This is a genomic window from Lysinibacillus sp. RU7, assembly GCF_057837305.1.
In genome coordinates this window covers 128,675-155,317 of sequence record NZ_JBYQFK010000004.1, presented here as the reverse complement: position 1 = coordinate 155,317, position 26,643 = coordinate 128,675, and the positions used below count along the sequence as shown (strand labels likewise).

20 protein-coding genes and 1 riboswitch are annotated in these 26,643 nt (G+C 38.2%); of the genes, 11 read left to right on the top strand and 9 right to left on the bottom strand.

What is annotated here, in order from left to right; genetic code table 11:
* Positions 1-14 precede the first annotated feature (14 nt).
* Positions 15-572 carry a thioredoxin family protein gene (locus tag AC3II9_RS04705; protein ID WP_489153558.1) on the top strand — a complete coding sequence of 186 codons (558 nt, stop codon included), beginning with the start codon at positions 15-17 and terminating at the stop codon, positions 570-572.
* 48 nt (positions 573-620) lie between these two features.
* On the opposite strand, the gene AC3II9_RS04700 is transcribed toward AC3II9_RS04705, so the two are convergent.
* The 5 genes from AC3II9_RS04700 to AC3II9_RS04680 all read right to left on the bottom strand — a co-directional run bounded on the left by AC3II9_RS04700 (position 621) and on the right by AC3II9_RS04680 (position 6,199).
* Positions 621-1,526, bottom strand: coding sequence for an ABC transporter ATP-binding protein (locus tag AC3II9_RS04700; RefSeq protein WP_489153556.1), 906 nt, complete (start codon positions 1,524-1,526; stop codon positions 621-623).
* The gene (locus AC3II9_RS04695; protein WP_489153554.1) at positions 1,516-2,568 is read right to left on the bottom strand and encodes an ABC transporter ATP-binding protein; all 1,053 of its coding nucleotides are present in this window, start codon (positions 2,566-2,568) and stop codon (positions 1,516-1,518) included. The genes AC3II9_RS04700 and AC3II9_RS04695 overlap by 11 nt, the downstream gene beginning before the upstream one ends.
* 13 nt (positions 2,569-2,581) lie before the next feature.
* On the bottom strand, positions 2,582-3,517 hold the full coding sequence (locus AC3II9_RS04690; RefSeq protein WP_489153552.1) for an ABC transporter permease: 936 nt from the start codon (positions 3,515-3,517) through the stop codon (positions 2,582-2,584).
* Positions 3,517-4,446: an ABC transporter permease gene (locus AC3II9_RS04685; RefSeq protein ID WP_391374724.1), complete on the bottom strand. Its 930-nt coding sequence runs from the start codon at positions 4,444-4,446 to the stop codon at positions 3,517-3,519. The genes AC3II9_RS04690 and AC3II9_RS04685 overlap by 1 nt, the downstream gene beginning before the upstream one ends.
* Before the next feature lie 103 nt (positions 4,447-4,549).
* Positions 4,550-6,199, bottom strand: a complete 1,650-nt coding sequence (locus AC3II9_RS04680) for a peptide ABC transporter substrate-binding protein (RefSeq protein WP_489153550.1) — start codon at positions 6,197-6,199, stop codon at positions 4,550-4,552.
* Positions 6,200-6,474: 275 nt separating this feature from the next.
* On the opposite strand from AC3II9_RS04680, the gene AC3II9_RS04675 reads away from it, so the two are divergent.
* The 4 genes from AC3II9_RS04675 (at position 6,475) to AC3II9_RS04660 (ending at position 10,263) form a co-directional block, all read left to right on the top strand.
* Positions 6,475-7,389, top strand: coding sequence for a diacylglycerol kinase (locus tag AC3II9_RS04675; RefSeq protein WP_489153548.1), 915 nt, complete (start codon positions 6,475-6,477; stop codon positions 7,387-7,389).
* A 364-nt stretch (positions 7,390-7,753) separates the two neighbouring features.
* On the top strand, positions 7,754-9,115 hold the full coding sequence (gene rlmD / locus AC3II9_RS04670; RefSeq protein WP_489153546.1) for a 23S rRNA (uracil(1939)-C(5))-methyltransferase RlmD: 1,362 nt from the start codon (positions 7,754-7,756) through the stop codon (positions 9,113-9,115).
* 94 nt (positions 9,116-9,209) lie between these two features.
* A complete protein-coding gene (locus AC3II9_RS04665; RefSeq protein WP_489153545.1) occupies positions 9,210-9,518 on the top strand; it encodes a hypothetical protein in 309 nt (102 codons plus the stop codon).
* 73 nt (positions 9,519-9,591) lie between these two features.
* Positions 9,592-10,263 (top strand): DUF6946 family protein, encoded by a 672-nt coding sequence (locus AC3II9_RS04660; protein ID WP_489153543.1) that lies wholly within the window; start codon positions 9,592-9,594, stop codon positions 10,261-10,263.
* A 290-nt stretch (positions 10,264-10,553) separates the two neighbouring features.
* Here the strand turns inward: AC3II9_RS04660 and AC3II9_RS04655 are convergent, their stop codons facing one another.
* Complete coding sequence (locus AC3II9_RS04655; RefSeq protein WP_489153541.1) at positions 10,554-11,849, bottom strand: Na+/H+ antiporter NhaC family protein; 1,296 nt, start codon at positions 11,847-11,849, stop codon at positions 10,554-10,556.
* A 757-nt stretch (positions 11,850-12,606) separates the two neighbouring features.
* The gene (locus tag AC3II9_RS04650) at positions 12,607-13,830 is read right to left on the bottom strand and encodes a DUF418 domain-containing protein (protein ID WP_489153539.1); all 1,224 of its coding nucleotides are present in this window, start codon (positions 13,828-13,830) and stop codon (positions 12,607-12,609) included.
* 140 nt (positions 13,831-13,970) lie between these two features.
* Here AC3II9_RS04650 and AC3II9_RS04645 point away from each other — a divergent pair, with 140 nt between their 5' ends.
* From AC3II9_RS04645 to AC3II9_RS04625, 5 genes are all read left to right on the top strand, one after another.
* The gene (locus AC3II9_RS04645) at positions 13,971-14,651 is read left to right on the top strand and encodes a response regulator transcription factor (RefSeq protein WP_489153537.1); all 681 of its coding nucleotides are present in this window, start codon (positions 13,971-13,973) and stop codon (positions 14,649-14,651) included.
* Positions 14,639-16,105: a HAMP domain-containing sensor histidine kinase gene (locus tag AC3II9_RS04640; protein WP_489153535.1), complete on the top strand. Its 1,467-nt coding sequence runs from the start codon at positions 14,639-14,641 to the stop codon at positions 16,103-16,105. Before AC3II9_RS04645 ends, AC3II9_RS04640 begins: the two co-directional genes overlap by 13 nt.
* Before the next feature lie 1,083 nt (positions 16,106-17,188).
* Positions 17,189-18,043 (top strand): malate synthase, encoded by an 855-nt coding sequence (locus tag AC3II9_RS04635; RefSeq protein WP_489153533.1) that lies wholly within the window; start codon positions 17,189-17,191, stop codon positions 18,041-18,043.
* An 884-nt stretch (positions 18,044-18,927) separates the two neighbouring features.
* A complete protein-coding gene (locus AC3II9_RS04630) occupies positions 18,928-19,779 on the top strand; it encodes a DegV family protein (RefSeq protein WP_489153531.1) in 852 nt (283 codons plus the stop codon).
* Between the two features lie 590 nt (positions 19,780-20,369).
* Positions 20,370-22,361, top strand: coding sequence for a methyl-accepting chemotaxis protein (locus AC3II9_RS04625; RefSeq protein WP_489153529.1), 1,992 nt, complete (start codon positions 20,370-20,372; stop codon positions 22,359-22,361).
* A 252-nt stretch (positions 22,362-22,613) separates the two neighbouring features.
* Here the strand turns inward: AC3II9_RS04625 and AC3II9_RS04620 are convergent, their stop codons facing one another.
* Together AC3II9_RS04620 and AC3II9_RS04615 are read right to left on the bottom strand one after the other, a co-directional pair.
* The gene (locus AC3II9_RS04620) at positions 22,614-23,150 is read right to left on the bottom strand and encodes a phosphoribosyltransferase family protein (RefSeq protein WP_489153528.1); all 537 of its coding nucleotides are present in this window, start codon (positions 23,148-23,150) and stop codon (positions 22,614-22,616) included.
* A 15-nt stretch (positions 23,151-23,165) separates the two neighbouring features.
* The gene (locus tag AC3II9_RS04615; RefSeq protein WP_489153527.1) at positions 23,166-24,239 is read right to left on the bottom strand and encodes an NCS2 family permease; all 1,074 of its coding nucleotides are present in this window, start codon (positions 24,237-24,239) and stop codon (positions 23,166-23,168) included.
* Between the two features lie 158 nt (positions 24,240-24,397).
* Positions 24,398-24,498, bottom strand: a riboswitch (purine riboswitch).
* Between the two features lie 647 nt (positions 24,499-25,145).
* Between AC3II9_RS04615 and AC3II9_RS04610 the strand changes: the two genes are divergently transcribed.
* Positions 25,146-26,114 carry a tRNA dihydrouridine synthase gene (locus AC3II9_RS04610; RefSeq protein ID WP_489153525.1) on the top strand — a complete coding sequence of 323 codons (969 nt, stop codon included), beginning with the start codon at positions 25,146-25,148 and terminating at the stop codon, positions 26,112-26,114.
* Positions 26,115-26,643 lie beyond the last annotated feature (529 nt).

Sequence of the window (26,643 nt, the reverse complement as noted above, 5' to 3'; positions counted from 1 at the left end):
AGGGGGGATTTCACGTGAAAACAGAACAACAATATTTTGAAGAAGCTCAATCGATTGCAAGTTATATGGACAATATGGCGCAATTCAAAGAACAAAGCATGGCGATTTATCAGCAATTTGACGTGCCCAATGACGATTTTATTCAGCGCTTAAAGGAAAAAAATCTGCACATTTTAACGATTACCGAAGATTGGTGCGGCGATGCGATGCTGAATAACCCAATTATCCGAAAAGTAGCAGAAGCAGCAGAAATGGAAATGTGTACAGCCCTTCGTGATGCGGATACCGAGTTAATTGATCGCCATTTAACGAATGGTGGACGTGCCATTCCGATTTACTTATTGTTAAATGAAGCAGGGGACATTGTGGCGAAATGGGGACCACGCGCACCAGAATTACAGCAGATGGTACAAGAGGCGCGAGCAGGTCTACCACAGAAGGACGACCCAACCTTTGAGGAAGCACAAAAGGATTTATATAAAAATTTACTTCAGCAATACGCAAGCAATCAAAAGCTTTGGTCGTATGTTTATGAGGATTTCAAAAAACAAGTGACAGCGGCATTAGTCTAGAAAATGTAAAATTCCCCATTCACTATTTTCGGTGAATGGGGAATTACTTTAACGCCACTTTTTAATTTGCTCCTCTGCCCCATAAACAAAATGGTGAGGACGAACCTCGTGCATGCTTTCTCTTGCAGTCGTTTCTTCATGCTCATAGGGGATGCGCTGACGACGGCTTTCGAAGAGTGGATCTGGTTGAGGCACAGCTGATAATAATGATTGCGTATATGGATGAATCGGGCGATGATAAATTTCCTCTGCAGGACCTAGCTCAACGATTTTTCCTCTATACATAACCGCAATTCGGTCGCTAATGTATTTCACCATGGACAGATCATGAGCAATAAATAAATACGTTAATTTCAGCTCCTTCTGAAGTTGCTTTAATAAATTAACGACTTGTGCTTGAATGGAAACATCTAGTGCTGAAATCGGCTCATCTGCAATAATAAAGCTAGGATTCAAGCTAAGTGCACGGGCAATTCCGATACGCTGCCGCTGCCCACCAGAAAACTCATGCGCATATCGATTCGCATGCTCACGATTTAACCCTACAGCCTCTAACAATGAAGCAATTTTGTTAGCCCGCTCTGCTTTATTTTTATACAGTCCATGAATATCAAATGCCTCGCCTATCACTTCACCAGCTGTCATACGAGGATTTAATGAGGCATAAGGATCTTGAAAAATCATTTGCATGTCACGGTTAAACTGCCTTAATTCCTTTTTAGATTGAATAGCACTCACGTTTTTTCCCTTAAAAATAATTTCGCCTTCTGTCATATCATAAAGGCGAATGATGGAACGACCTGTTGTTGATTTACCACAACCTGATTCACCAACCAGTCCAAGTGTCTCTCCCTCATACACATCAAAGCTTATCCCATCCACCGCTTTAATCGGCTGTTTCTTTGTGCCGAAGTATAGCTTTAAGTTTTTCACCTCTAAAATTTTATTCGGCATCCTTTTTCGCCTCCTGTAAATAGCCCTCAATACGCCTAGAAACTAGAGGGGGCATTGGAATTTTCGGTGCCTTTGGATGTAATAACCATGTTTTAGCAAAATGCGTATCCGACACTTGAAACATCGGTGGCTCCTCTACATAATCAATGGCGAGTGCAAACTCATTCCGTGGAGCAAAGGCGTCTCCTTCCGGTGGATCAATCAAGTTAGGAGGGGAGCCTGGAATGGCTCGTAATAGCTCATCTGAATCATTATTTAAATCAGGCATGGAACCGAGTAAGCCCCACGTATAGGGATGCTGTGGATTGTAAAATATGTCATTTACGGTACCGTACTCCACAATTTGCCCAGCATACATCACAGCGACACGATCTGCTACGTTGGCAACAACGCCCAAATCATGTGTAATAAAAATAATGGAGGTATGCTTCTTTTTTTGGATTTCCTTCATGAGTTCTAAAATTTGCGCTTGAATCGTTACATCCAGTGCCGTAGTCGGTTCATCTGCAATTAACAGTTTTGGGTCTGCTGCTAATGCAATTGCAATCACAACACGCTGGCGCATGCCACCACTTAGTTCATGGGGATACTGGCGAAAACGTTTTTCAGGGAGTGGAATGCCGACTTGTGATAATAATTCAATCGCTTGCATTTTCGCAGCACGACGCGAAATTTTTTGATGCTTTAATAGCACCTCTGTAATTTGACGACCGACACGCATCGTAGGATTTAGTGCGGTCATCGGATCCTGGAAAATCATCGCCATGTCTTTTCCGCGAATTTTTGACATTTCCTTTTCCGTTAGTTGAACTAAGTCTCGCCCTTGAAACAGTATTTGCCCACCTTTATACATGCCAGGGGGCTGAGGAATGAGCTTCATTAAGGCATTACTCGTGACACTTTTGCCAGAACCGGATTCTCCGACAATTGCAAGTGTTTCTCCTGCTTTTAGTTCAAAGTTAACACCGCGTACCGCCTGAACAATGCCGGCAAATGTTTTAAAATGGATGTGTAAGTCTTTTACTTCAAGTAGTTTATTCATTACAACTCCCCCTTTATTTTCGTAATTTCGGATCTAGTGCATCACGAAGACCGTCTCCAACGGCGTTAAATGCAAAAATGGTTAACGAAATAAAGAAAGCAGGGAAGAATAACCGCCACGGTGCAGATAGTAAAGCTTTACTCCCTTCCGATGCCATTGTTCCCCAGCTTGCTTTTGGCAGACTAACACCTAAGCCCAAATAGCTTAAAAATGCCTCTGTAAAAATGGCAACAGGCACCGTTAAGGTCATTGTCACTAAAATGGCACCAAGCGCATTTGGAATTAAATGTCGTTTAATTAAATGCCATTTACCTGCACCTAAAGTACGGGAGGCCAATACATATTCTTGGTTTTTAATAGATAACACTTCACCGCGTACAATACGCGCCATGTTAATCCATCCCGTAATCGATAGCGCAATAATCATAGGAACTAAACCCGGCTCCATAACGACTAGTAAAATAATGACAACGAGTAAGTGAGGGACAGCGGTTAACACATCAGCAATACGCATCATTATATTATCGACACGCCCTCCCGCTAGGCCTGCAATACTTCCCCATAAAACACCGATAATTAAATCGATAAAGGCAGCAGCTAATCCTATAAATAAAGAAATGCGCGCCCCATACCAGACACGGACAAACATATCACGAGCTAAATCATCCGTACCGAACCAATGCGTAGCAGAAGGGGCACTATTATAAAGTCCTAATTGATCACTGTATTTATAAGGAGAAAAAATAGGAACGAAAATAGCCATTAGCCCAATTAATATTAAAAAGATTAATCCTAAAATGGCGAGTTTATTTTGAGAGAAACGGAGCATGACTTCCTTCCAAAAGGACACCGATTTCTGAGAAAGCTTGTCAGCCTCATGAATGCGGCTACCAACAATGTGAAACATTTCTGGTGAAAAATGATCGCTATCAGGATTGTGTTTAGCCATTATTTTTTCGCTCCCTTCAGTTTAATTCGGGGGTCGATTACGCTATATAAAATATCAATGATTAATACACAGAAAAGTAGAATGATGGAGTAAAAAACAGTGGTGCCCATAATGACGGTGTAATCACGATTCGTAATACTCGTGACAAAATGACGACCTAAACCTGGAATCGCAAAAATATGTTCGATGATAAAGCTACCTGTAACGACAGCGGCAGTTAATGGCCCTAAATAGGTGACGACAGGTAATAAGGCGTTACGAAGTGTATGTTTGAAAACGGTGGCCCATTTGCCAATTCCCTTGGCACGTGCGAGCTTTACATAATCACTATGTTTATGTTCGAGCATGCTGGAACGAGTAAGCTTGGCGATAAATCCTGCCTGCGTGAGTGCAATCGCTGTGGCAGGCAAAATACTATAAGTAAAACCTTTCCAACCACTGACAGGGAACAAATGAAGTTTAAACGATAAATAGTATTGTAATAAACCTGCTAAAATAAAGGACGGAACAGAAATGCCTAAAATGGCAATAATCGTTGAAATATAATCAGGTAATTTATTGTGATAAAGTGCAGAAATAATGCCTAATAAAATCCCGAATGATATCGCGAGTAGCATCGCTTCAATACCAAGCATGAACGAAATAGGAAAGCTTTCAAAAATAATGTCATTTGTCGAACGACCTTTATATTTCATCGATTCACCAAAATCGAATGTCAGCGTGGAAATCAAATAATCTTTATATTGGATGTACCAAGGATTATCTAAACCGTATTTCGCGTTTAATTTTTCTTCAATGGCGGGGGGGAAGTCACGTTCACTAGCAAAAGGACTACCAGGGGCTAATTTCATTAAAAAGAACGTCGCAGTAATAATTAAAAATAAGGCTAATAAAATATAAACGAGCCGCTTCACAATATAATGTAGCATTCTATGACCTCCTCGTTATTTATTTTTATAACATAAGAAAGGCTGCCTGAACCGATCTCTCGATTATTCGCAGCCTTTCTGTATACTTCTGACACGTTAAATATTATTTTGTAATATCAACGTATTTTAAGTTAATATTGCCTAATACATCAGGCTTCATATTTTGTACATAATCTTGTTTTACATAAAGATTAGTATAGTAATAGATTGGTGCTACCGGTAATTCCGCCATGAAAATTTCTTCTGCTTGTAATAAAAGCTCTAAACGTTTGGCAGGGTCCGTTTCCGTTTTAGACTGAGTTAATAATTTTGTGTACTCAGGATTTTCCCAGCCCGTATCATTATTACCGTTTTTAGCAGAGTCGTATTGCTCTAAAAATGTGTAGGCATCGTTGTAGTCCGCAATCCAACCTAAACGCCCAATTTGATAATCTAAATTCGTCAGCTTATCTAAATACACTTGCCACTCCGCATTATCTAACTTGACTTTAATGCCTAAGTTTTTCGACCAGCCCTCTTGAATGAATTGGGCAATCGCAGAGTGTGCTTCACTTGTATTGAAGGAAAGCGTGATTTCAAGTTCACTTGGATCAGATAAACCAAGCTCCTTTAAGCCTTCCGCTAAAGCAGCTTTTGCACCTTCAATATCATTATCTTTATAGTAACCGGCATCATCGCCAAATCCTTCAACTGAATTTGGTACTAAGCCAAACGCCGGTACTTGCTCACCTTTTGTAATGTTTTTTAATAAGTTTGTACGGTCAATGGCTAGTGTTAACGCTTTCCGGATATTTACGTTAGACATAACTTTATCCGTCGTATTGAACTTATACATATAGACACCCGTATAGTCCACAATCTGTAATGCATTTTCAGATTTTAAACGCTCAATAGCATCTAAAGAAATCGCACCAAAAGAAGAACCTAAGAAATCAATCTCACCAGAATCAAACTTCGTAATTTGCGTTACTTCAGATTCAACCATTTCGATATTGACTGTGGATAACTTGACTGTTGCTGTATCCCAATATTGATCGTTTTTCTTTAACGTCATCGAACCACTGTGCTGCCAGTCAGCTAATGTAAATGCACCGTTTGATACGTAGCCTTCTGCTTCTGTATACCATTTTGAATTCGCTTCAGCAGTCGCTTTGTGAATAGGATAATACGTTTTGAAAGCAACTAATTCTAAGAAGTAAGGCGTCGGTGCTTCTAACGTAATTTCAATCGTTTTTGGATCAATGACGTTAATGCCAACATCTTCTGCTGTCCCTTGTTCTAAGTTATATGCTTCTGCCCCCTTAATCGGGTAAAGAATCGAGGCATATTCCGATGCGTTTTCAGGATTTAATGCAAACATCCAAGCATAGGCATAGTCCTCAGCAGTGACGGGGTCACCGTTTGACCATTTTGCATCACGTAAAGTGAACGTATACGTTAATAAATCATCACTAACCTTGAAATCTTCTGCCCCTGTTAACTCAGGCTCACCATCAACGAGTGTAACTAATCCTTCAAATATATTTTGAAGAATTAAGCCGGAAGTTGTATCTGTAGCTAGCTGTGGATGCAGGGATGGTGGTTCTGAAGCAACTAATACGTTCAACTCTTTTTCGGCAGGTGCTTCTGTTGTTGTCCCATCATCTGTTTCCTTTTCCGTATCTGTTGTCTCTTCTCCGTCAGAGTTACAAGCAGCAAGAATAGCAGCAAAGGTTAGTACCATAAACAACAGTAAAAACTTGTTCCATTTCATAGAATGCCCTCCTTAAATTTATAGTTGAATCAATTTTTAGAAAAATGAATACAGGTCTATTCGAATTTCTAAAAAAGAGAATCTAGTTTGAAGAGTTTTTATAAAAATGGAAATTCAGTAGGGTATAAAAAATATTTAAAAATACCCATAATAGAAAATTGTATAGTATTAAAATTAATTGTATTACAGTAAAATTAAGATTATGAATAGAGTGCAACTTTTTTTGTAAAATATCGTAAATAGTATAAAGAAAATAAACTTGTGAGATGATGAAAATGAAAAGAGCTAGAATAATTTATAACCCTACATCTGGACGGGAAGCGTTTAAAAAACACTTGCCAGAAGTATTAGAAAAGTTAGAAGTAGCAGGCTATGAAACATCTTGTCATGCTACAACGGGCGCAGGTGATGCGACAAATGCAGCGATTACCGCAGTCGAGCGGGCATTTGATATCGTCATTGCTGTTGGTGGTGATGGAACATTAAATGAAGTCGTTGCAGGTATTAGCCAGTGTGAGAATCGTCCGAAGCTTGGCCTTATTCCAATGGGGACGACAAATGACTTTGCACGCGCTGTCCACATTCCACGCAAAATCGATGAGGCTGTCGACATTATACTGGCAGGCGACACGATTCCGGTGGATGTCGGTTTAATGAATAACGAAAAGTATTTCATTAATATCGCAGCAGGTGGCCGGCTAACAGAGCTGACATATGAAGTCACGAGTAAGATGAAAACGATTCTTGGACCGGTTGCCTATTACATTAAAGGCATTGAAATGATCCCGTCCATTAAAGCAACCCATATGCGTCTTGAGTTGGATGATGAGGTGTTCGACGGAAACAAGATGATGTTCTTATGTGCACTCACGAATTCAGTTGGTGGCTTTGAGCGTATTGCCCCTGATGCCTCGATTAATGATGGCTACTTTACAGTGATGGCTTTAGAGGAGTGCTCACTGCCGGAGTTTGGGCGAATTATTACACTTGCTGCGAGAGGGGAGCATTTAAATGATCCTCGTGTGATTTATCGTAAAGCCAAGCGTGTAAAAGTCACAACAAACGCAGAAATCCATTTAAATTTAGATGGTGAATACGGTGGCGATGCGCCAGCCGAATTCGTCAACTTAAAACGCCATATCGAAGTGTTTGTACCAATCAATGAAATTCGCGACATTGATCGTGTCTAACCGAAAGGCTTGTAAAACATTATGTTTTGCAAGCTTTTTCGTCGTTGGACGGAGAGATCCGGTTCAAAACAGGCGGCTGGAGTAAAATAGTCGGTTATCCGAGAAAAAGACCGCTGTATCCGATCAAAAGGCAGCGGCTCGAGCAAAACAACCGATTATCCGAGCAAAACCCAGTTGTATGCGGTCAAAACAGTCCCGTATCCGAGAAAAAGACCGCTGTATCCGGTCAAAAAGCGGCGAACCCCAGCAAAACCAAACGCCTATCCGTTCAAAACCAACGAAATCCACTCCAATTGATTATAAAAATGCACTTTTTCAATGCGCATGCTACAATAGAAGAATTGAAATGAGGGGGCGAATTTTTATGAGCGCACCGGTAAAAAAGAATGACCGTGCAACAGTTTATATAGAAGATTTAACACATGATGGCAATGGTGTAGCGAAAGTCGATGGCTATCCGTTATTTATCCAAGGGGCACTGCCACAAGAAACAGTGGAAGTCCATGTATTAAAAACATTAAAAAACTACGGCTTTGCCAAAGTGGTCAACATAATTGAGCCATCACTAGACCGAGTAGAAGCGCCGTGCGAATACTTCAAGCAATGTGGCGGCTGCCAATTACAGCACCTATCGTATGAAGGACAACTGAAATGGAAACAAAAAATGGTCGAAAACGTCATGAAACGCCTCGGCAAAATTGACGCACCCGTTCATCCAGTAAAAGGGATGGACAACCCTTGGAATTACCGCAATAAAGCACAAATTCCATTTGCACAAGGGGAAGATGGAGCGATTGCAGGCTTTTACAAAACAAAGTCCCACAACATTGTCGATATGGAACGTTGCCTGATTCAAACAGGAGAAGCCGATGCGATTTTAGCTGGGCTAAAACGAGAACTCGTAAAACTAGGCATCCAGCCGTACAGTGAAGCGTCACATAGCGGTCAGCTACGCCATGTCGTGGTACGAAAAGGGCGTGCAACAAATGAAGTGATGGTCGTACTTGTGACAAAATCGCGTAAATTCCCGCAAAAAGAAGCCGCAATCGAAGTGATTCAGCGTCTTGTACCGAATGTTACGTCCATCGTCCAAAACGTAAATGGGGAGAAAACAAATGTGATCTTTGGGGATACAACGATGACATTATGGGGGAAAGAATCGATTGAAGATCGAATTGGCGATGTCCGCTTTGAAATTTCAGCCCGTTCGTTTTATCAAGTAAACCCTGAACAAACAGAAGTACTATACAAGCAAGCACTTGATTATGCACAGCTCGAAGGCAATGAACGTGTCATCGATGCTTACTGTGGGATCGGCTCCATCTCCTTATTTTTAGCGCAAAAAGCAGGCTTTGTGATGGGCGTTGAAATCGTCCCACAAGCGATTGAGGATGCTAAACGCAACGCTGAGCTAAATGGCTTTACGAATACGTATTTTGAAGCAGGCGCAGCTGAAGAAGTCATTCCACGCTGGTACAAGGAAGGGAAAGAAGCAGACGTCCTTGTAGTAGATCCACCACGTAAAGGCTGTGACGAGGCACTACTCAACACGATTATTGAGCAAAAACCAAAACGTGTTGTCTATGTATCATGCAACCCAGCCACACTAGCCCGCGACCTTCGCATTCTAGAAGATGGTGGTTACAAAACGCAAGAAATTCAACCGGTTGATATGTTCCCGCATACGACGCATTGTGAAGCGGTTGCTTGGTTGGAGTTAGTTTAATAAATAATCGCGAACGGATTCTTAGAGGAATTCGTTCTTTTTTATTGAATTTATTTATTAAAATTTTCGTTATTTTTTGAAGGGGGTAATAATAGTGAATGCTGAAGAGGTTTGGAAAAAATTAATAATAAAAAGTATGAAAAATCCTCTAGTTCTTAAAACGAAAAGAGGTTTAAATTTTAAACTAGTATCAAATGGAGAAGGTTTGACTGTTTATAAATCAGAAATTGAACCATCAAGTAAGTTAAAAATACCTCGCTCAATATATAAGAATAATTTTGAGAAAGTCTTTCCTTATTATGAGAGATGGAGAACTGGTGAAAAAGGTTTAAGTAAAGAACTTACTGCACTTACAGTTAACTCAGTTTATATTATGGCAGCTATTAAATCGATTAAGAAATAGGCTGTTATACGATTTTTAAATCATAATACAGCATTTAAAAGGTAAAGCCATTCTAAATAAAGGGGTAGTTTAAATGAGTAAATTCTATGTTCCATCACAAGGTCCAGAATCATGGAAAGCTTTCCTTGCAGATCCAGAAAAACAATGGAAAGAGGGATATTCTGCTTACGAATTGGCCCACTGTTGGGAAAGCTCTGCTAACTTACCAATGATTGTTGAAAATGTATTCAAAGAGAGTAAGTTACCGATATTTGATGATGTTGAAATGTTGTACGGGTTCCCTGAATACAAGGTTGCAATACCTGGAGGAAATGCAAGTTCTCAAAATGATCTCTATGTAATTGCAAAGGTTAAAAATGAGCTTTTAACAATAATGGTAGAAGGTAAAGTATCAGAACCATTTGGAGAAACTGTGGGCCTATGGTTAGGCAACAACCCGAGTGATGGTAAAAGGAAACGATTGAATTATTTACTTAGTTTACTAAGGTTACACGAGAATCATATAACAAAGATAAGATATCAATTATTGCATAGAACTGCATCTGCATTAATTGAGGCTAAAAAAGTAAATGCAAAGAATTCTCTTATGTTAGTTCATTCTTTCCGTCATGAAGCAAAGTGGTTTAAGGATTATGCAAATTTCGTTAAACTTTTCGATTTAACTCCTTTAGAGAATAATATTGTTGGTCCAATCCAATTAGATGGAATAAACCTTTACTTTGGTTGGGTAACAGAAGTCCGTTAACATAGGAAAAGTAGCTAGAGTTTCGGATGGAACAGTGATTCTATTAAATAAGTATCTAAGTCTTTATATTTAAACCCACCAGCACCAATGTGTTGCCACATACACTCCACACATTACGAGGCGGTCGCTTGGTTAGAGTTAGTTTGATTTATTAAATAATATTTTGCTGTGCTGAAAAACCCGATTCTTATTGGGCTTTTCGGCACAGCTTTTTGAATTGTAGTTAATTGTAAGAACTTTTTTGCACTTAGTGCAAGTAATGCTAAAAATCGTAAATGCGAATAATACATTTACGATTTTTGAATAGGTTTATTTTTAGTTTTCGGATAACTGATGAGAATGGCAATGACTCCGCAGACCCCTACTAAAATGGAGTAATACGAATATTGCATGATTAAAATAGGGGAAATGCCGGCGATACTGGCAGCTGCTAAAAATTGTGCACCGTACGGAATTAAACCTTGAACGACACATGAAAAAATGTCGATGATGCTTGCTGATTTACGTGGCTCAATATCGTATTGATTGGCAATTTTTTTAGCTAATGGCCCAGCAATCATAATTGCAATCGTATTATTAGCTGTTGAAAGGTCGGTTAAACCAACTAAACCTGCTATTGCAAATTGGGCATCCTTTTGCGACTTAATTTTACGCGTTGCGATATGTACGATAAAATCAATGCCGCCATTATGCTTAATGATCTCGACCATACCGGCAATTAACATCGCTAAAAACGCCATTTCAAACATATTGCTCATACCGTCACCAATTGCGCTGATAAATGTCATCACCTCATAACTACCATCAATTAAGCCAATAGTTCCAGCGAGGATAATCCCACTTGCTAATACTGTAAAGACATTTACTCCAATCAAAGCAAAAACAATGACGAATAAATAAGGAATCAATTTGTACCAATCAAAGCTAGCATGTGTCACTTGGGCTGTGGAATTGAGCGTCAAAAAGGCTAAAATAACACAGGTAATAATTGCTGCTGGTAACACGATGAAAAAGTTAACTTTAAATTTGTCTTTCATTTCTGCGCCTTGTGAGCGGACCGATGCTATAGTTGTATCCGAAATAAATGATAAATTATCGCCAAACATAGCCCCACCAATAACAGTTGCCATTAATAGCGGTATTGAAAGTCCTGTTTGCTCCCCAATCGCTAAGCCTATTGGAGCGAGGGCAACAATCGTTCCAACTGAAGTACCCATTGCTAAAGATATAAAACAGGCAATTATGAATAAGCCAATAACTAATAAGTTTTGTGGCAAAATGGAGAGTGCAAAGTTTACCGTTGCTTCAATAGCGCCCATTCCTTTTGCGGTTTCCGAAAATGCGCCGGCAAGTAAGAAAATGATTACCATTAACATGACGTTTGAATTTCCGGCGCCGGTCGTAAAGGTTTCAATTTTTTTTGTCATCGTTTCTTTGCGGTTCATGAAAAGGGCAACAGTGCTTGCAATTGAAATGGCAACCATTACAGGAAATGCATAAAAATCATTTAATACAATTCCTGAGCCGATAAACAAAATTAAAAATACAACAATTGGAATTAATGCCCACGGATTTCCTTTTTGCATTTTTTCCTCCTTTAAGTAGTACACATCAGTTAGCATACAAATAAGGGCCTCTTCTAAAATGAATAAGAAGAGGCACCACATATGCTAGAGTGCGTTTTATTTATCGAGAAAATTTTTGTAGGGCTGAGCATGACATTTACTACTTCATTGCGAAGCGTTCATTATGGTCATCCCACAATAATCATGATAACAACAATTTCATCTTATGAAATAAACATTAGAATATAAGAAAATTCACGTTAAGTCAATTTGTTTGTTATTTTTGAATAATATAAAAACAAGGTTCCTTTGAGGCTAAAATAGAATTTGACAATTGTATAAGTTAAATTCACAATTCTAATCCTTTTGGTATCAAAGGCTTTCAAATAATAAAAAAGGCACTCGGTATGGGAGAGGGCATAAACACTGCGTTTCAAAAAATGAGGGATTAGAGTCCCTCGAATTATTAAAGAAAATAATGATGTAAAGGTTACAATTTTTCAAACATCTTTAGCTACCCTCTGAAGAGACTACTTTATAGTTTCTAAAAACCCATGCCATGATAAGCAATGCGCAAGCGCGTGATCTAACTGGAGTCAGATTTGAATAGTAAACCTAGCAGCACCATTGTGTTGCCGCATACACTTGATACATGTTGAAGTGGTTGCGAAGTTGGTTTTGAAGGTGTAAACCCAAAATAAACTTCTGACATATCAAATAAACTTATAGCAAAAAAATTAGGGCACTACATAAATTCATTCGTAGCGCCCATAAATAATTATCTTCTAATCCCCCAATAAGTAATCGTTCTCCAAATATATTCTAAAGGTCCAAAGCGGAATTTGGTTAACCACCATTTACTAAAAAATAGTTGGAAGGCATAGATAGCGATGGCAATCCAAATGGCTGTCGTTAAATGCAGTTTTCCGTATACTCCGAATGCAAAAGGACCAAATAAGAATGTGCAAATAATGGATTGACTAATATAGTTTGTGAATGCCATTCTTCCAGGGAAAGTGAGCCAATGTAATATTTTCTTTCCTTTTATTGTGTGATAGATGAAGAGAAGGCTAATGGCATAAAAAATTGTGATAAGCGGTGAGCTAACATATTGAATGGTTTGAACCGCGTATTGATTCTCTACTATAAATGGCAAAGCCCAATTTAAAGTGCCTCCTGTTAATAAGGTGATAAGCCAAGTGATGAAAAAACCTTTTCTGTGTTGTTTGAAATGGTGCACCCACTTGTTCTTTGCAATTGCTGCCCCAAACATAAAAACTAGTAGAAAAGGAAGATTCGAAAATAAATAGGCAAGTGGCATGCCTGAGTATAGCGCATATAACCCGTTTCTCATCGTATAATATGTTCTTTCTTCGATGTTTGCCTCCATTAATTGTTGAATGTTTCCATTTTGATGTACTTCTATTGTTGATTCAATGAGTTTTTGATCTTCTTCTGATAGTTGCGTCAACATAGCAGAGGAGTCGGTTGATAGAGAACCTAATGTGATAAGAATAATTAACAAGCTGTATAAAGTGATACTAATAATTAACAGCGTTTTCGGCTTTAACTTATGCATCAGTAGGAGTAAGAACCCAAGGATTGCGTAGTCTGTTAAAATATCGCCGAACCAGATGAAGTACGCATGGATACTACCGAAAATGAATAAAGCGATTAATCGTCGAGAATAAATGCCCCAGAAGTTTAGTTGCTTTACAGCTGTTCTTTCCTGCATAATGACCATTCCAAAACCAAACAGCATAGAAAAGAGCATGACAAACTTCCCAACAACAAACATATCAAGAACAGACAGTACGGCGTAATCAAATGGACTCCAGAAAGATGTCCATTCATTTTTAAATGAGGAATCTTGTTGCAGGTAAGCAGGATAAAGATACCAAGCAATATTTGCTATAATAATTCCGAGGAGTGCGAAACCTCTAAGCATATCGATTGTTTCTAGGCGATCTTTTCCTGAAATAGGTGAGAGCTTTTGTTCCATTGTTATCCATCCTTTAAAAAATTTGATAATGAAACTGTAAACCATAAATATCAAGAATGGATAAAGTACCGTACTTTATCCATTCTTGATATTTATAAAGTAGATTTAATGAGAGAAGTAAATGAATAGGATGATTAATCATGAAAGAGAAAATCTTAATTGTTGACGATGAAGTAGAAATACTGACTTTTTTGTACGATGCATTAGAAGACGAGGGGTATCAAGTTTTGAAAGCTACGAATGGTGAGGAAGCATTAAGACAATTAAAGCATGGACCAGATTTGTTGATTCTTGATGTGATGATGCCAGGGATGAGCGGTTTTGAGTTATGCGAACAAATAAGAAAAAGTGTAGATGTGCCCATTTTATTTCTCAGTGCTAAACAAACAGAAAATGACCGTGTGCAAGGGTTGCTTGTTGGTGGTGATGATTATTTAGTGAAGCCATTTAGCTTAAGGGAATTAAAAATGCGAGTATTTGCCCATTTGCGTCGCGAAGAAAGAAAAAGCAGGAGTCAGCAGAAATGTTTATTTTTTAGGAAGATACACATTGACCTTCAGAGCTGCCAATTATTCTATGATTCTCAAGAAGTGCCTTTAACTATGAGGGAATTTGAAATTATCCGATATTTGGCGATTAATTGTGGACAAGCTCTCACACGTGAGCAAATTTATGAGAAAGTATGGGGATTAGAAGCAACAGGTGATTCGATTACTATAAATGAACATATTAAAAATATTCGTGCAAAGCTACAAAAAGCGGGTGAAAAAGATTCAATAATTTCAACCGTTTGGGGAAGAGGATATCGATGGGAAAAGTGAATCGAAATAATCAGACATTACGGAGGAGATTTATTACTTCATTTCACTTTGTTTTATTTAAGAGTATTGTCGCTACCATTCTAACGTGGTTATTATTAGTTTTTTCTATAAGTATGTTGTTTTCGACGAATAAGCTAAACCCTGCTAACTATTATGAACAGCAACTACCTACTATTGAAAAATATATTGATGATGTTGGGGAGTCTATACTTTTTTCTAATAGTCAAGATCGATTAGAAAGAGTCATTCCTATAGAGGGGATTGATTATCAAGTGATGGATTCAGACGGTCACATCATTTATGGCACTTACCAGACTAAGTTGGTAGATAACGGGGAGGAATTAAAGCGAAACATTGCAACAGGTGTCACAACAAAAGGTGGAGGTTTTATCAAATTCTATCCCATTCAGAATGAACAAGGAATACTTCAGGGAGCTGTTGTTTTTAAGTATGGACTTAGCTTGCTCACTTCAAATCCTCATAATAAATGGCTGATTCTGTTTTGTAGTATGGTTCTTCTTTTGGTTATCGCACCATTCAAGTTTTTTTATCTTTTTTCTTATTTCTCTGGGAAAAGACTAAGTCGGGAGTTTGAACGACCGTTTAATGAAATGATTGAAAGTACAAAAAAAATAAAAGAACAGGATTTAGATTTCACTTTACCAGCGATTAATTATTCTGTTGAATTGGAACAACTAGCGCAAGCTTTTGAAGAAATGAGGTCAGCATTGAAAGATTCACTGAACCGTCAACTTCAGCTAGAGCAAGAGCGAAGAAAGATGATAGCAGCTATTTCCCATGATTTACGAAATCCTTTAACGATTATTCAAGGTCATGCGGAAGGGCTATTAGAAAGTAGAAAAAGGCGACAAGAACGATTAGAGCCATATTTACAAACGATTATTAGAAACACAAATTATGCGAGCCATTTAATAGCGGAATTAAATGAAATGGCGCTTATTGAGAAGCCGACGTTCACTCTAAATCCAAAACAAACATCCATTAATCAATTTGTGCAAATAAAAGGAGAAGAATATCAACGGCTGTGTGTAAAGAAATGCATCGACTTTCAATATCAAATGATTAATGAAGATGAAATATATATGAGAGTAATTGATCAAGAGAGAATTTCTCAAGTGCTTGATAATATTGTGACGAATAGTATTCGTTACACACCTGCTAATGGAAAAATTGAATGGATTATTACGATGAATCCAGACCAAAGTATTTTGTTTGACATTTTCGATAATGGCCCTGGTTTTTCTAGTGAAAAGAAACAATATGTGTTCGATAAATATTATCAGGAAGAAAGTAAGAAATCAGGAGTTAATGGACTCTCAGGCTTAGGATTATATATTGCAAAGGAAATTGTAAAGAAGCACAAAGGAGAGATTACCGTCAATAACCGAGAAATTGGTGGAGCGCATGTGAAAGTAAGGATTTGTGAGTTATAACTAAGGGAAGTGTGGAAAAATGAACAATCTGCACCGGTTGCACAATCAAATATTACGATTTATGGAAGTGCATTGAGTAAGCCCTATATAAGAGAATTTTGTGTAGAGCTTTTTATAGGAATGAATAAATAACTTGCCCAAGGTGCAAACATCGGGTAAAGATGGAAATCTCTTAATGGCTATAAGTGTTATTACATATTCTTTCGCTGTTAAAAGTGTTTTCACTGATAATAAAGTATATACGAAAATTTCGCTGACGGTAATTTCGATTTAAAAGAAGTATTCAATTGAATGGTTTCTCATGTTAGGCAAAGAGGAGGCGTTCAACGGTCTCATTTATATGGACCGTAATAATAAGCAGACGCACCTCCAAGCTGAACAGATTAGATTATTTGCATGAAATACAGATTTCGTATGGAAGAGGGACAAAGAAAGAATTTATTCCTGCATCATCTGTGATGGACTTACAAACAGTTTCACCTGTTTTGTTGGTGAAAGTGCAACCAGTGTTTTCCGCAGATCGGATTGATTCAGTGTTTCGGGCGTTGGGAGTAATTTAAATATATGCTTTTGGTGAACCCACTACATCTCTGTTATAATTTTGTGTCCACAGTCAGCACTCACCACTTTGTGAAGTGGTTGCTTGGCTTGAACTAGCTGACTAAATCTCATTTAAGCGTTTTTTGAACAGAGCTTTTATTAACATGTGTTTTTGTGGAATAGCTAATTTAATATTCGTTGAAATATAAAAAGCAGACGGTTTAGAAGTGCTGGTGTCGCACCTCTAATTGGCCGTCTGCTTTTATTATTAAAGTGAGCTAATATGGTTGGTATTAGAACTTTACTTCATAGTTAATTTAAGGGTTTGTGGAGAACAAAATTTTATTTTACCTCTCCTTGAAATGTGTTGTCAATAATAAATTTGTGAATTTATTAAAAAAATGTTATAATAGTTTTACAATTATTTTTTGAAACGTATTTCGAATTCAGCTGCCTTTTTTACAGATAGAATTTGGATACGTTTTTTTATATCGTTTTTGGGAAAAATAAAAAAATCAAACATTTACAAGGAGGGCTAGAATAATGAATCTAATTAATAAGAAAGTTACACACAAGCTTTTTGGCATGGGGAGTATAGTTAAACAAAATGATTCTATTATTGAAATACATTTCGCATCGGAAAATAAAATGTTTATTTTCCCGGATGCATTTGAAAAGCATCTGAAACTACAGGATAAAGGTGATGCTAGTTCACTTGATAAAATTATACAAAAGCGGGAAATGGAACGAAAAGAGATTGAGTGGAAGAAGGAAGAGGAAAGAAAACAACAACGAAAAAAACTGGAACTTCGCTTGGAACACGAAAAATTGATGAAACATCATAAACTTCATCCAGAATCACAAATGGTTTTTTGGTGTGACATAGAAGAAAAGAGTCGTGCTGTTTCAGAGTGGAACATTTTTTCGGGCGCAATTAAAAGTGGAAATAACAAAGGAAAGCCAAACAAGCCGAGCCGCTTGCACCAAAATAGCGCTGTTCTGTTAACGGCAATAGATGCCAGCAAGCCTGAAAAAGATAGACGTATATTAGGTGTCTATATGGTAAATGAAGATTTTATCGGTAAGCTTTGTGAAGATGGAAATGTTCCTGCTCATTCAAAATACAAGCTTCAACTTACGGAACAGGAATCAGATCAGTTACTTTTCTGGAAATATTACATGAACAAAAAATCCCCTCAAACAATGTCATGGAATACCGGCAAATATCGTTATTTTGATAATTTATGGATGGCTCAAATTTTGCTTGATATCGTTTCGCTGAAAAGTGACCCAAAGGAACGAGAGCTAGCACAACAATTTTTTAAGCATTTTTGTAAAATGAATCAGATAACAGAGCGAGAGTTACCAAAGCCGAATGGCGCATTACTGCACATTTAGACATTCGCTTAAAGATGATAACAAGGACAGGGGACTAACATATTTTTTCACCCCTCGATAATTCCCGATATTACCTAGATTTATTTGCTATTGGGAACCTAGCCTATATAAATAACCCCACTAGCACCCCATGTGTTGCCCCATACACTCACCGCATTGTGAAGCGGTGGCGTGGGTTGAACTAGCTGATGTAAAGAAATAATAAAGTCGTGACATAAAGAATAAAGTCATGGTGAAATGAAAATAAAGACTTGCTCATTACATGAAGAAAAGCAGGAGAGAAAAGGATGGGAAGTGAACTCCCATCCTTTTTTGAAAGTGCAATTATATGCAGAGTTTGATGTAAATCATTTTTTCTTCCTGTTTAAGAACAAAACTGTAAAGGATAGAAGAACTAATAAAACTAAAATATCATTTAAAAATGTTCCAATAAACTCTGTTTCTGAAATTATGAAAAGGCTGATTGCTGTTAGAATTAATAAAACGATTAAAATGTTATTCACTACTTTTTCTCCTATGTATTCTTTTAATTGTTCATCCCAAAATCACTTGTTTGATTTTCTTGCGATGATGCATTTCAAAACCGTCTGCTTTTACATTAATCCTAGGTTTAAACCATGTAAAGATAGTGGCAAGTAAGTATCGTAAAATTAATTAAAGAAACAATAGATGATGTTACATAATCGTCAAGCTTAATGTTGCCTCTACACCAGTGAAATTCAAACAAAAACCCCCTATAACTTTTGTCCAGTTTAATGCTGACATGCCATTTAGTGAATGAACTTTCCGAGTATTATAATGGATAATTTACCCATTTAGTGTATATTTAGAATAAATCAAAATAAATACGCAGGAATGGCTGCGTTGATTGGAAGGAATGTACAATGAGAAAGATTATTTTATCGACAGAGAGTGGAGCGGATTTACCGAAAGACCTGGTTGAAAAATATCAAATTCAAGTAGTACCGATGCACGTCATTATGGATGGAAAGGATTATTTAGATGGTGAGCTATCGGTAGAGGAAGTGTTTGATTATCATCGTCGCACTAAGAAAATCCCATCTACAGCTGCAACGAATGTACAGGAGTATCATAATTTATTTACAAAAATCAGAATGAATTTCCCTGATAGCATCATTATTCACATTGGTTATACGTCAAAAGCATCTGCTTCCTTTCAAAGTGCGTTAATTGCAGCGGAAGATTTTGAAGATCTTTTCCTCATTGATACACTGAACGTGACAGGTGGATTAGGTGCCATCGTGATGTATGCAGTCACACTGCTTGAGGAAGAACCGTCCATTGACCATGTGCACTTAATAGAAAAAATAGAAGCCGTCGTTCCTAAAACAAGGCTGGCTTTCATTCCGGGCAGTTTAGACTTTCTAAGAGCGGGTGGACGGGTAAGTAACATTGCTTATATTGGAGGATCGTTGTTAAAAATAAAGCCGTGCATTGAATTAAAAGAAGGAAAGCTTGTGTCAACTAGAAAATATCGTGGGAATATGAGCATCGTTGCGGAAAAACTGATGCGTGACTACTTAAACGAATACGACATTGATCGAAAACAGCTGTATTTGATCTACTCTATCGGACTTGATGAAAGTATTAAGAGACGAATGGAGGAAATTGCAAAGGAAACAGGTTTTAAAAATGTCACGTGGATGCAAGCAGGTGCAATGATTTCCACCCATGCGGGACCTGGAGGATTTGGCATTGCAGGAATGGAACAGTAGAAAGTGTTTTGAAAAAACATCTTTCACATATAAACTTACAGGTATGTTGATTATTAAAATAAGAAGCGTGTTTTTATATGAAACGCAATCAAAAATAACTCGCGAGTTGATTGAAGCCGAATAGAGCAGAAATCAACGTTTCACACGATTATATTAACAACAAAAGGTAAAATGACACGCTTGGTAATTGAATTTCTTTTCTTTTTAAGCATCCAATTCAGATTGAGTTTCTTCTAGCCCTTTCTGAATTGGATGTTTTTATTATTGCACTTTCTCTTTTAAACTATTGTACTGTCATGGTAGCTCATGCAAGATAACGTTTTTCACGAACTACCACTACATGTATTACCATACCCCAGGTTGCCACCACATTGTAAAAGGCTATAATCCAAAATTACATAAAAATAATTGTTAAAATATGGTGCGCTAAAGATATATTTAGGCAAAAAGTTATATGTAATATTATGTAAATTAAATCGTTTGACACCAAAAAAATGAAGAGAAATGAATACATAGACTAAAAAATTTAAAGAAAAAACAGAAAATTGTGTTATAATTACTAAAATCCAAATAGAGAGAGAGGATTCAGTTTGTACAAATCAATCAAAACGAAAATTATTTTAATCGTGATGATTCTGTTCATTGTCGGTGTCTCAACGATGAGCGTAATCAGTATCATGCAAATGAAGAATAAAACGGAGGAAAGTGTTGTCGCGCAAAGCACGGTCTTTGTTAATCAGATGTCCGTCTCCATCAAAAATTATCTAGAACAATATGAAAAAGGGATCGACCAGTTATCCAATTCTCGTACTTTTGATGGTTTCATGGAAGTAGACAAGCCTAAAAACGATACTAGCTCAGTTCTTGAGAAGGAGTTCTCCCAATTTTTAGACACCTACAGTGATGCGGCATTCATTTATTTTGCATTCCCAACGAAAGAAATGATCCACATTCCATATGTAGATTTAGGTTCAGATTTTGATCCAACAAGCCGTGGTTGGTATAAAGGAGCGGTCAGCAATCCTGATGCCGTTTATTGGACGAACCCATATATTGATGCGGCAACGGGAGATTATGCGATTACCGCAGCTAAAGCCGTGCAACGCAATGGGGAACTTGTAGGGGTTATTGGTATTAGCATAGAGCTATCTGCGCTTACTAATACTATTCTCGAAGTGGAACTTGGCTACAATGGATATCCAATTCTACTGGATCCAGAGGGGGTGGCGATTGTTCATCCGACGTTGAGCGGTGAAAATATGATGGAACTGCCTTTTATTAAGGAAATGTATACGGAAGGCAAGAATCACGGGAACATCCATTATAATTATGAAGGTGCCGACAAAGTGTTGCTCTTTACAACGATTCCGGAACTGAATTGGAAAGTGGCAGCAACCTATGAAAGTAAAAATATAAACGCATCCGCAATAGAGCTACGAAACAACATGCTGTTAGTAGCATTAGTTACGTTAGTCGTCTTATTTACGGTGTTATATTTCGTGATTAGTCGGACAATCAAACCGATCAGTACGCTAAAATCACTGATGAATGCTGTATCTAAAGGAGATTTGACCGTCCGTTCCGATATTAAAACGAAAGATGAGATTGGTGAGCTTGGAGAGAATTTCAACACAATGATCGACAATATGAATACGATTATTACGGTCGTGAATGGCTCTGTGGAAAACGTCCGAGCGAATTCTGAAAGTTTAAGTGCGGTTGCTCAAGAAACAAGCGCTTCAAGTACCGAAGTCTCTCACGCAGTTAGTGAAATTGCACAAGGTGCTTCCAAATCGGCGGCAGACGCAGAAACCGTCACTGAACGGGCAGATCTACTTGGTCAGCAAATTAACGAAATCACAGTGAAAGCCAGAATCATGTCGGATATCGCAATGAAAACCGGCGAAATGAACACCGATGGACAAGTTAAAATGCACGAGCTGAAACTGTCCTTCAATGATTGGGAGCGAAACTTACGATCGATGTTTGAAGTGATCAGCACATTGGAAAATAAAGTGAAAGCGATCGGCGGTGTTATGGAGACTATTACAGAAATCTCCTCACAAACGAACCTACTTGCACTGAATGCAAGCATCGAAGCCGCACGTGCAGGGGAACATGGCAAAGGCTTCGCAGTCGTCGCCGAAGAAGTGCGTAAACTTGCCGAACAATCGGCACGCTCGACAGAAGAAGTAAAAGTGACCGTTCAAGAGCTACAAGCAGAGTCTCGACTCGTCACGGAGCAAATGGGCGAAACACGTGAACACTTCCTACGACAAGGCAACGTCGTCAATGCCACTGAAACAACGTTTAGTGAAATCTCGACGCTCATGTCAGATATGCAAGATTCGATTGACTCGGTATATGAAGAAATTCAAAAAGTAGCAGCGCACAAAGACGACGTCACGGAAACAATCCAAATGATGGCGGCTACTTCACAAGAAACAGCCGCAGCCTGTGAGGAAGTGAGTGCCTCTACAGATGAACAGCTTCGTGCCATTCAATCTGTGACGGATGCAGCCGAAACGCTGGAGAAGTTAAGTGATCAATTAAGTGGGGCGGTAAATCGCTTTAAGGTGTAGTGACTGGTGGCAGTGATTAAGTCATATAAAATGGATACGAACAATAGTTGATGAATGGGGATAGTCATTCGTAACATGTGGAGTGTGTTTCGTAACTTATTTGAAAAGAAGGCAATTAAACATACTTAGTGAAAAAACGGGCATGATGAAAATGATTAAGATGTCACGATAATAATAGAACAAAAAGAAACACCTTCGCAGATTAATCGTCGAAGGTGTTTCCTTTTGTTAAGATATAATCACTGTTACCAATTACTCAAAAAGTGGTAGTTTTTCTAAGAATATAATGTCGTCGCGATTAGCTGCATCGCCTTCTGCTAAAATCGCTGCTTGTGCTACGATGTTTGCGCCTGCACTTTCAACAAGTTCTGCAAGTGCGCGAAGGGATTCACCACTACTAATGACGTCGTCAATTAATGCAACACGTTTGCCTTTAATGAATTCTGCATCCATTCGATCAAGGCAGAGAAATTGCTCTTTTTGTGTTGTGATGGAATTTACTTTGCTAATAAGTGGGTCTTCCATATATGCTTTGATTGACTTTCTCGCAACAATATAACGTGGCATTTCCAAATGCTTCGCTATCTCATGAACGAAAGGAATCCCTTTTGCTTCAGCTGTAATTAAAAGATCGACTTCTGGTAATTTATCAGCAAGCATAGGTGCTGTCACGCTGACGATTTCCGTATCCCCAAGAATAACAAAGCTAGCAATACTTAAAGAATCAGAGATAGGTATAATCGGAAGCTCTCTTGTCAAAGTGCCGATTGTCAATGTATATGTGTTCATATTATGAATCCTCCATTAAAATCCGAATAAAGTCATAAGAAATTGTACAATGATTCCTGACAACATACCAAGGAATGGGTCAGTAATGGCAGTAACAACCATTGTCACACCACCAACGATGCCATTTCCCGCACCTTCGCCTGTTAATGCCATTGCAGCATTCCCTGGTAAAGTAACAATTGCACCTAAGACGAATAAGAAACCTGCGATCGAAGAGCTTGGTACATATTTTCCGATTTTAGGCAGAAGCCCTGTAATCAGAACGATGGCCATCAATACCATCATCAAAACGCCTGACCAAACAGCGTGAGGTGCACTTGCAGTCGCTGAAATGACAATTTCAACAGGAGCTCCACCGAATAATGAAGAAACCATATCTGCCAAGCTACTAATAATCGTTAATGTATCTACATTGACATCAGTATTTGCGATTTCACCATTGATTTTACCGAACGCAATATTGGCTCCGATATTTAAACATACCATTGCTAAGGCTCCACGGATAACCATTGGATTAACAATTAATTTTTGTAAATGAAACCCTTCTTTAACCTTAGGGCGTTCGGCAAGATTATTGCCTTCTTTTTTAGTAAATGCATACACCACACTAGATAAAATAACAGATGCTGTGATTGTGTATACTAAGTCCTTCGTGGCAAAGTAGACGATGAAAGCACTTAACATTGAAGCGATACCGACGATGCGATCACCTTTCGCCATGTCCCATGCCACTTTAGAAAGCATAAGTCCAACACCGGCCATCATACCTGCCGTAATGATAGGTCCAATCCAATCAATAATAGTTTCTAAAATACCAAAAAGGCCGATAATTAATAAAATTGCAGCGCCAAAGAAAATCATAGAGAGTCGTTCCCTCATGTTTTTCCCCATTGTACCAGCTAATGTAATCGTTTCAGCCTGATACGAAATAACTGCGACATTACTCGTTGCTGCATTCCCAAACGCACCGACCATAAATGCAAGTGCAGTAGGAATGGAAGCGAAACCGAATGTAAGTGCGAGCAGCCCCTGTGGTAAAGCATTTAATACTCCACTAAGTGCTGCTAAAATGTCCTTCCAAATGTCCATCTTGTTCTCCCCTCAACACGCCACCATATGCGGAGCAACAAACGACACTATTCGTGATACAAAACCTCATGAAGATAAAGGCCTAATAAAGTAATTGAAATGCTATCTATATAAAAAAGAAATGCTCTCTATACAATAAAAAAATGCGCTCTATACAATAAAAGAAATGCACCAACCATAGTAGAGCAATTAAGGTTGCTCCGTAGAAACTCCTGAACCCAATTATCAGGACTATATGGGGGTGATAGATTATTTAATCAGATAATAAAATAGCATATTTGAACTGATTTCACAATTACTAAATCTATTTAAATACGAATAATTATTTATTTTTGTGTTTTATTGTTCGTTAATATAGCGGTATATACGCGTTGTTAGCGTAGAAACTAATACGAAGAATATTTTTTTGCGAACAAAAGTTAAAGGTTGAAAGGGTGTGGAAATTATTTCAATGAAATGAAATTAATGAATTTTTTCTAGATTATTTACCACTCAACACAAAACCCATTTCTGTTAGGATTAAATGGCTTATATAAATCAACTTAAAATTTTTGCCAGTGACCGGTCAAAACAATCTAGTGGGAGCAAAACCTGGCTGTATCCGAGCAAAAGCCCGGGATGACCGGTCAAAAAGCAACGGTATCCGAGCAAAAAGTCACTACATCCGGTCAAAACTCAGATAGTATATAAAAAATTTAAATCATCTGCTGTTTGGTTTATAACAATACCATTCAGCATCGATTTTCGTTAAAATAAACATGGTCGATTTTCACAAAGTATAAATGTACTTGTGTTTGATAATGAGTAATGAAGCATGATATAAGTGTAAAAGAAGTAGAACAGTTGGCTTCATATTTTTGACTGATAGTTTGAAGTGGTATTCATAATGAGAGGATTGAGTTTAAATTGATAGATAATTTTTGGCGTGATTTACCACGACCATTTTTTGTACTTGCACCAATGGAAGATGTGACCGATGTTGTTTTTCGTCACGTAGTAAGTGCAGCCGGTCGACCGGATGTATTTTTCACTGAGTTTACAAACTCGGATAGCTATTGTCATCCAGAGGGCATGAAAAGTGTGCGTGGCCGTTTGATTTTTACAGAAGATGAGCAGCCCATGGTGGCACATATTTGGGGAGATAATCCCGAATATTTTCGTCAAATGAGTATTGGCATGGCAGAGCTCGGGTTTAAAGGCATCGATATTAATATGGGCTGCCCTGTACCGAATGTGGCGTCGAGAGGGAAAGGCAGTGGTCTTATTCTACGTCCAGACGTTGCGGCAGAGCTGATTCAAGCAGCAAAAGCGGGTGGACTGCCTGTCAGCGTGAAAACACGACTTGGCTATAGCGATGTCAATGAGTGGGAGGAATGGCTAACGCATATTTTACAACAGGATATTGCGAACCTTTCGATTCATTTACGTACAAGAAAAGAAATGAGCCAAGTAGATGCGCATTGGGAGCTAATTCCGGAAATCAAAAAATTACGTGACCGTATTGCACCAAATACACTACTAACCATCAATGGAGACATTCCTGACCGTCAAACGGGGCTGGAGCTTGCTGAAAAATATGGTATTGATGGTGTGATGATTGGGCGAGGTATTTTTAAAAATCCTTTTGCCTTTGAAAAGGAGCCGAAAGAGCATAGCAGTAAAGAGTACCTGGATCTTTTAAGGCTGCAACTTGACCTTCAAGATCAATATGCAGAAGTACTACCACGTTCCATCACAGGGCTTCATCGCTTTTTCAAAATTTATGTCAAAGGATTCCGTGGAGCGGGTGAATTAAGAAATCAATTAATGAACACGAAATCCACAGATGAAGTGCGTGCATTGCTGGAGCATTTTGAATCTAACAATGTGGACTGACGATAGAATGATGTAATTGCAAAAAGTTAGCGCTTATGAAGTAGTAAATTGGTAGGGATAAATGGGGGATTGAACCTACTAGCATCACATATGTTGTCGTGTAAACCCAGCACAATGTGTAGAAGTAGCTTTGCTTGAAGAATGGTAACCACAAAATAAAGTCTTGTATTCCAAAATCCATTAAAGTCTTGTCAATGCATTGCTTCTTCATAAATGATGAAAACAGGTTTGAAAAGCGGTCATAATGGGATCGAAAATGTTTAAAAATGAGGGCAATATCTTTAATCCTCAAAGATGGAATGCGGTTTTAGGTGGAGAGAAGATGTGGGGAATTTATTTTAAATGAACTTAAATAGGCATTATAGTAAAGGCAATGTTACCAATGAGGATGGAATATAAGTAGAGAATTTAAAGAAATTGGTGAACAACTACAATACGAATTTGATACTCTATAAATTAATTAGAGTGAAGGGGCGACTCCTCGTGGAACAGCATTTCTCTTGAGTATATAGGATCAGGTAATGCTCTC

Excerpts from the sequence above, each read along its gene's own strand:
- AC3II9_RS04700 (WP_489153556.1), bottom strand. The coding sequence starts at position 1,526 with ATGCCGAATAAAATTTTAGAGGTGAAAAACTTAAAGCTATACTTCGGC.
- AC3II9_RS04695 (WP_489153554.1), bottom strand. The coding sequence starts at position 2,568 with ATGAATAAACTACTTGAAGTAAAAGACTTACACATCCATTTTAAAACA.
- AC3II9_RS04690 (WP_489153552.1), bottom strand. The coding sequence starts at position 3,517 with ATGGCTAAACACAATCCTGATAGCGATCATTTTTCACCAGAAATGTTT.
- AC3II9_RS04685 (WP_391374724.1), bottom strand. The coding sequence starts at position 4,446 with ATGCTACATTATATTGTGAAGCGGCTCGTTTATATTTTATTAGCCTTA.
- AC3II9_RS04680 (WP_489153550.1), bottom strand. The coding sequence starts at position 6,199 with ATGAAATGGAACAAGTTTTTACTGTTGTTTATGGTACTAACCTTTGCT.
- AC3II9_RS04675 (WP_489153548.1), top strand. The coding sequence starts at position 6,475 with ATGAAAAGAGCTAGAATAATTTATAACCCTACATCTGGACGGGAAGCG.
- rlmD (WP_489153546.1), top strand. The coding sequence starts at position 7,754 with ATGAGCGCACCGGTAAAAAAGAATGACCGTGCAACAGTTTATATAGAA.
- AC3II9_RS04660 (WP_489153543.1), top strand. The coding sequence starts at position 9,592 with ATGAGTAAATTCTATGTTCCATCACAAGGTCCAGAATCATGGAAAGCT.
- AC3II9_RS04655 (WP_489153541.1), bottom strand. The coding sequence starts at position 11,849 with ATGCAAAAAGGAAATCCGTGGGCATTAATTCCAATTGTTGTATTTTTA.
- AC3II9_RS04650 (WP_489153539.1), bottom strand. The coding sequence starts at position 13,830 with ATGGAACAAAAGCTCTCACCTATTTCAGGAAAAGATCGCCTAGAAACA.
- AC3II9_RS04645 (WP_489153537.1), top strand. The coding sequence starts at position 13,971 with ATGAAAGAGAAAATCTTAATTGTTGACGATGAAGTAGAAATACTGACT.
- AC3II9_RS04640 (WP_489153535.1), top strand. The coding sequence starts at position 14,639 with ATGGGAAAAGTGAATCGAAATAATCAGACATTACGGAGGAGATTTATT.
- AC3II9_RS04635 (WP_489153533.1), top strand. The coding sequence starts at position 17,189 with ATGAATCTAATTAATAAGAAAGTTACACACAAGCTTTTTGGCATGGGG.
- AC3II9_RS04630 (WP_489153531.1), top strand. The coding sequence starts at position 18,928 with ATGAGAAAGATTATTTTATCGACAGAGAGTGGAGCGGATTTACCGAAA.
- AC3II9_RS04620 (WP_489153528.1), bottom strand. The coding sequence starts at position 23,150 with ATGAACACATATACATTGACAATCGGCACTTTGACAAGAGAGCTTCCG.
- AC3II9_RS04615 (WP_489153527.1), bottom strand. The coding sequence starts at position 24,239 with ATGGACATTTGGAAGGACATTTTAGCAGCACTTAGTGGAGTATTAAAT.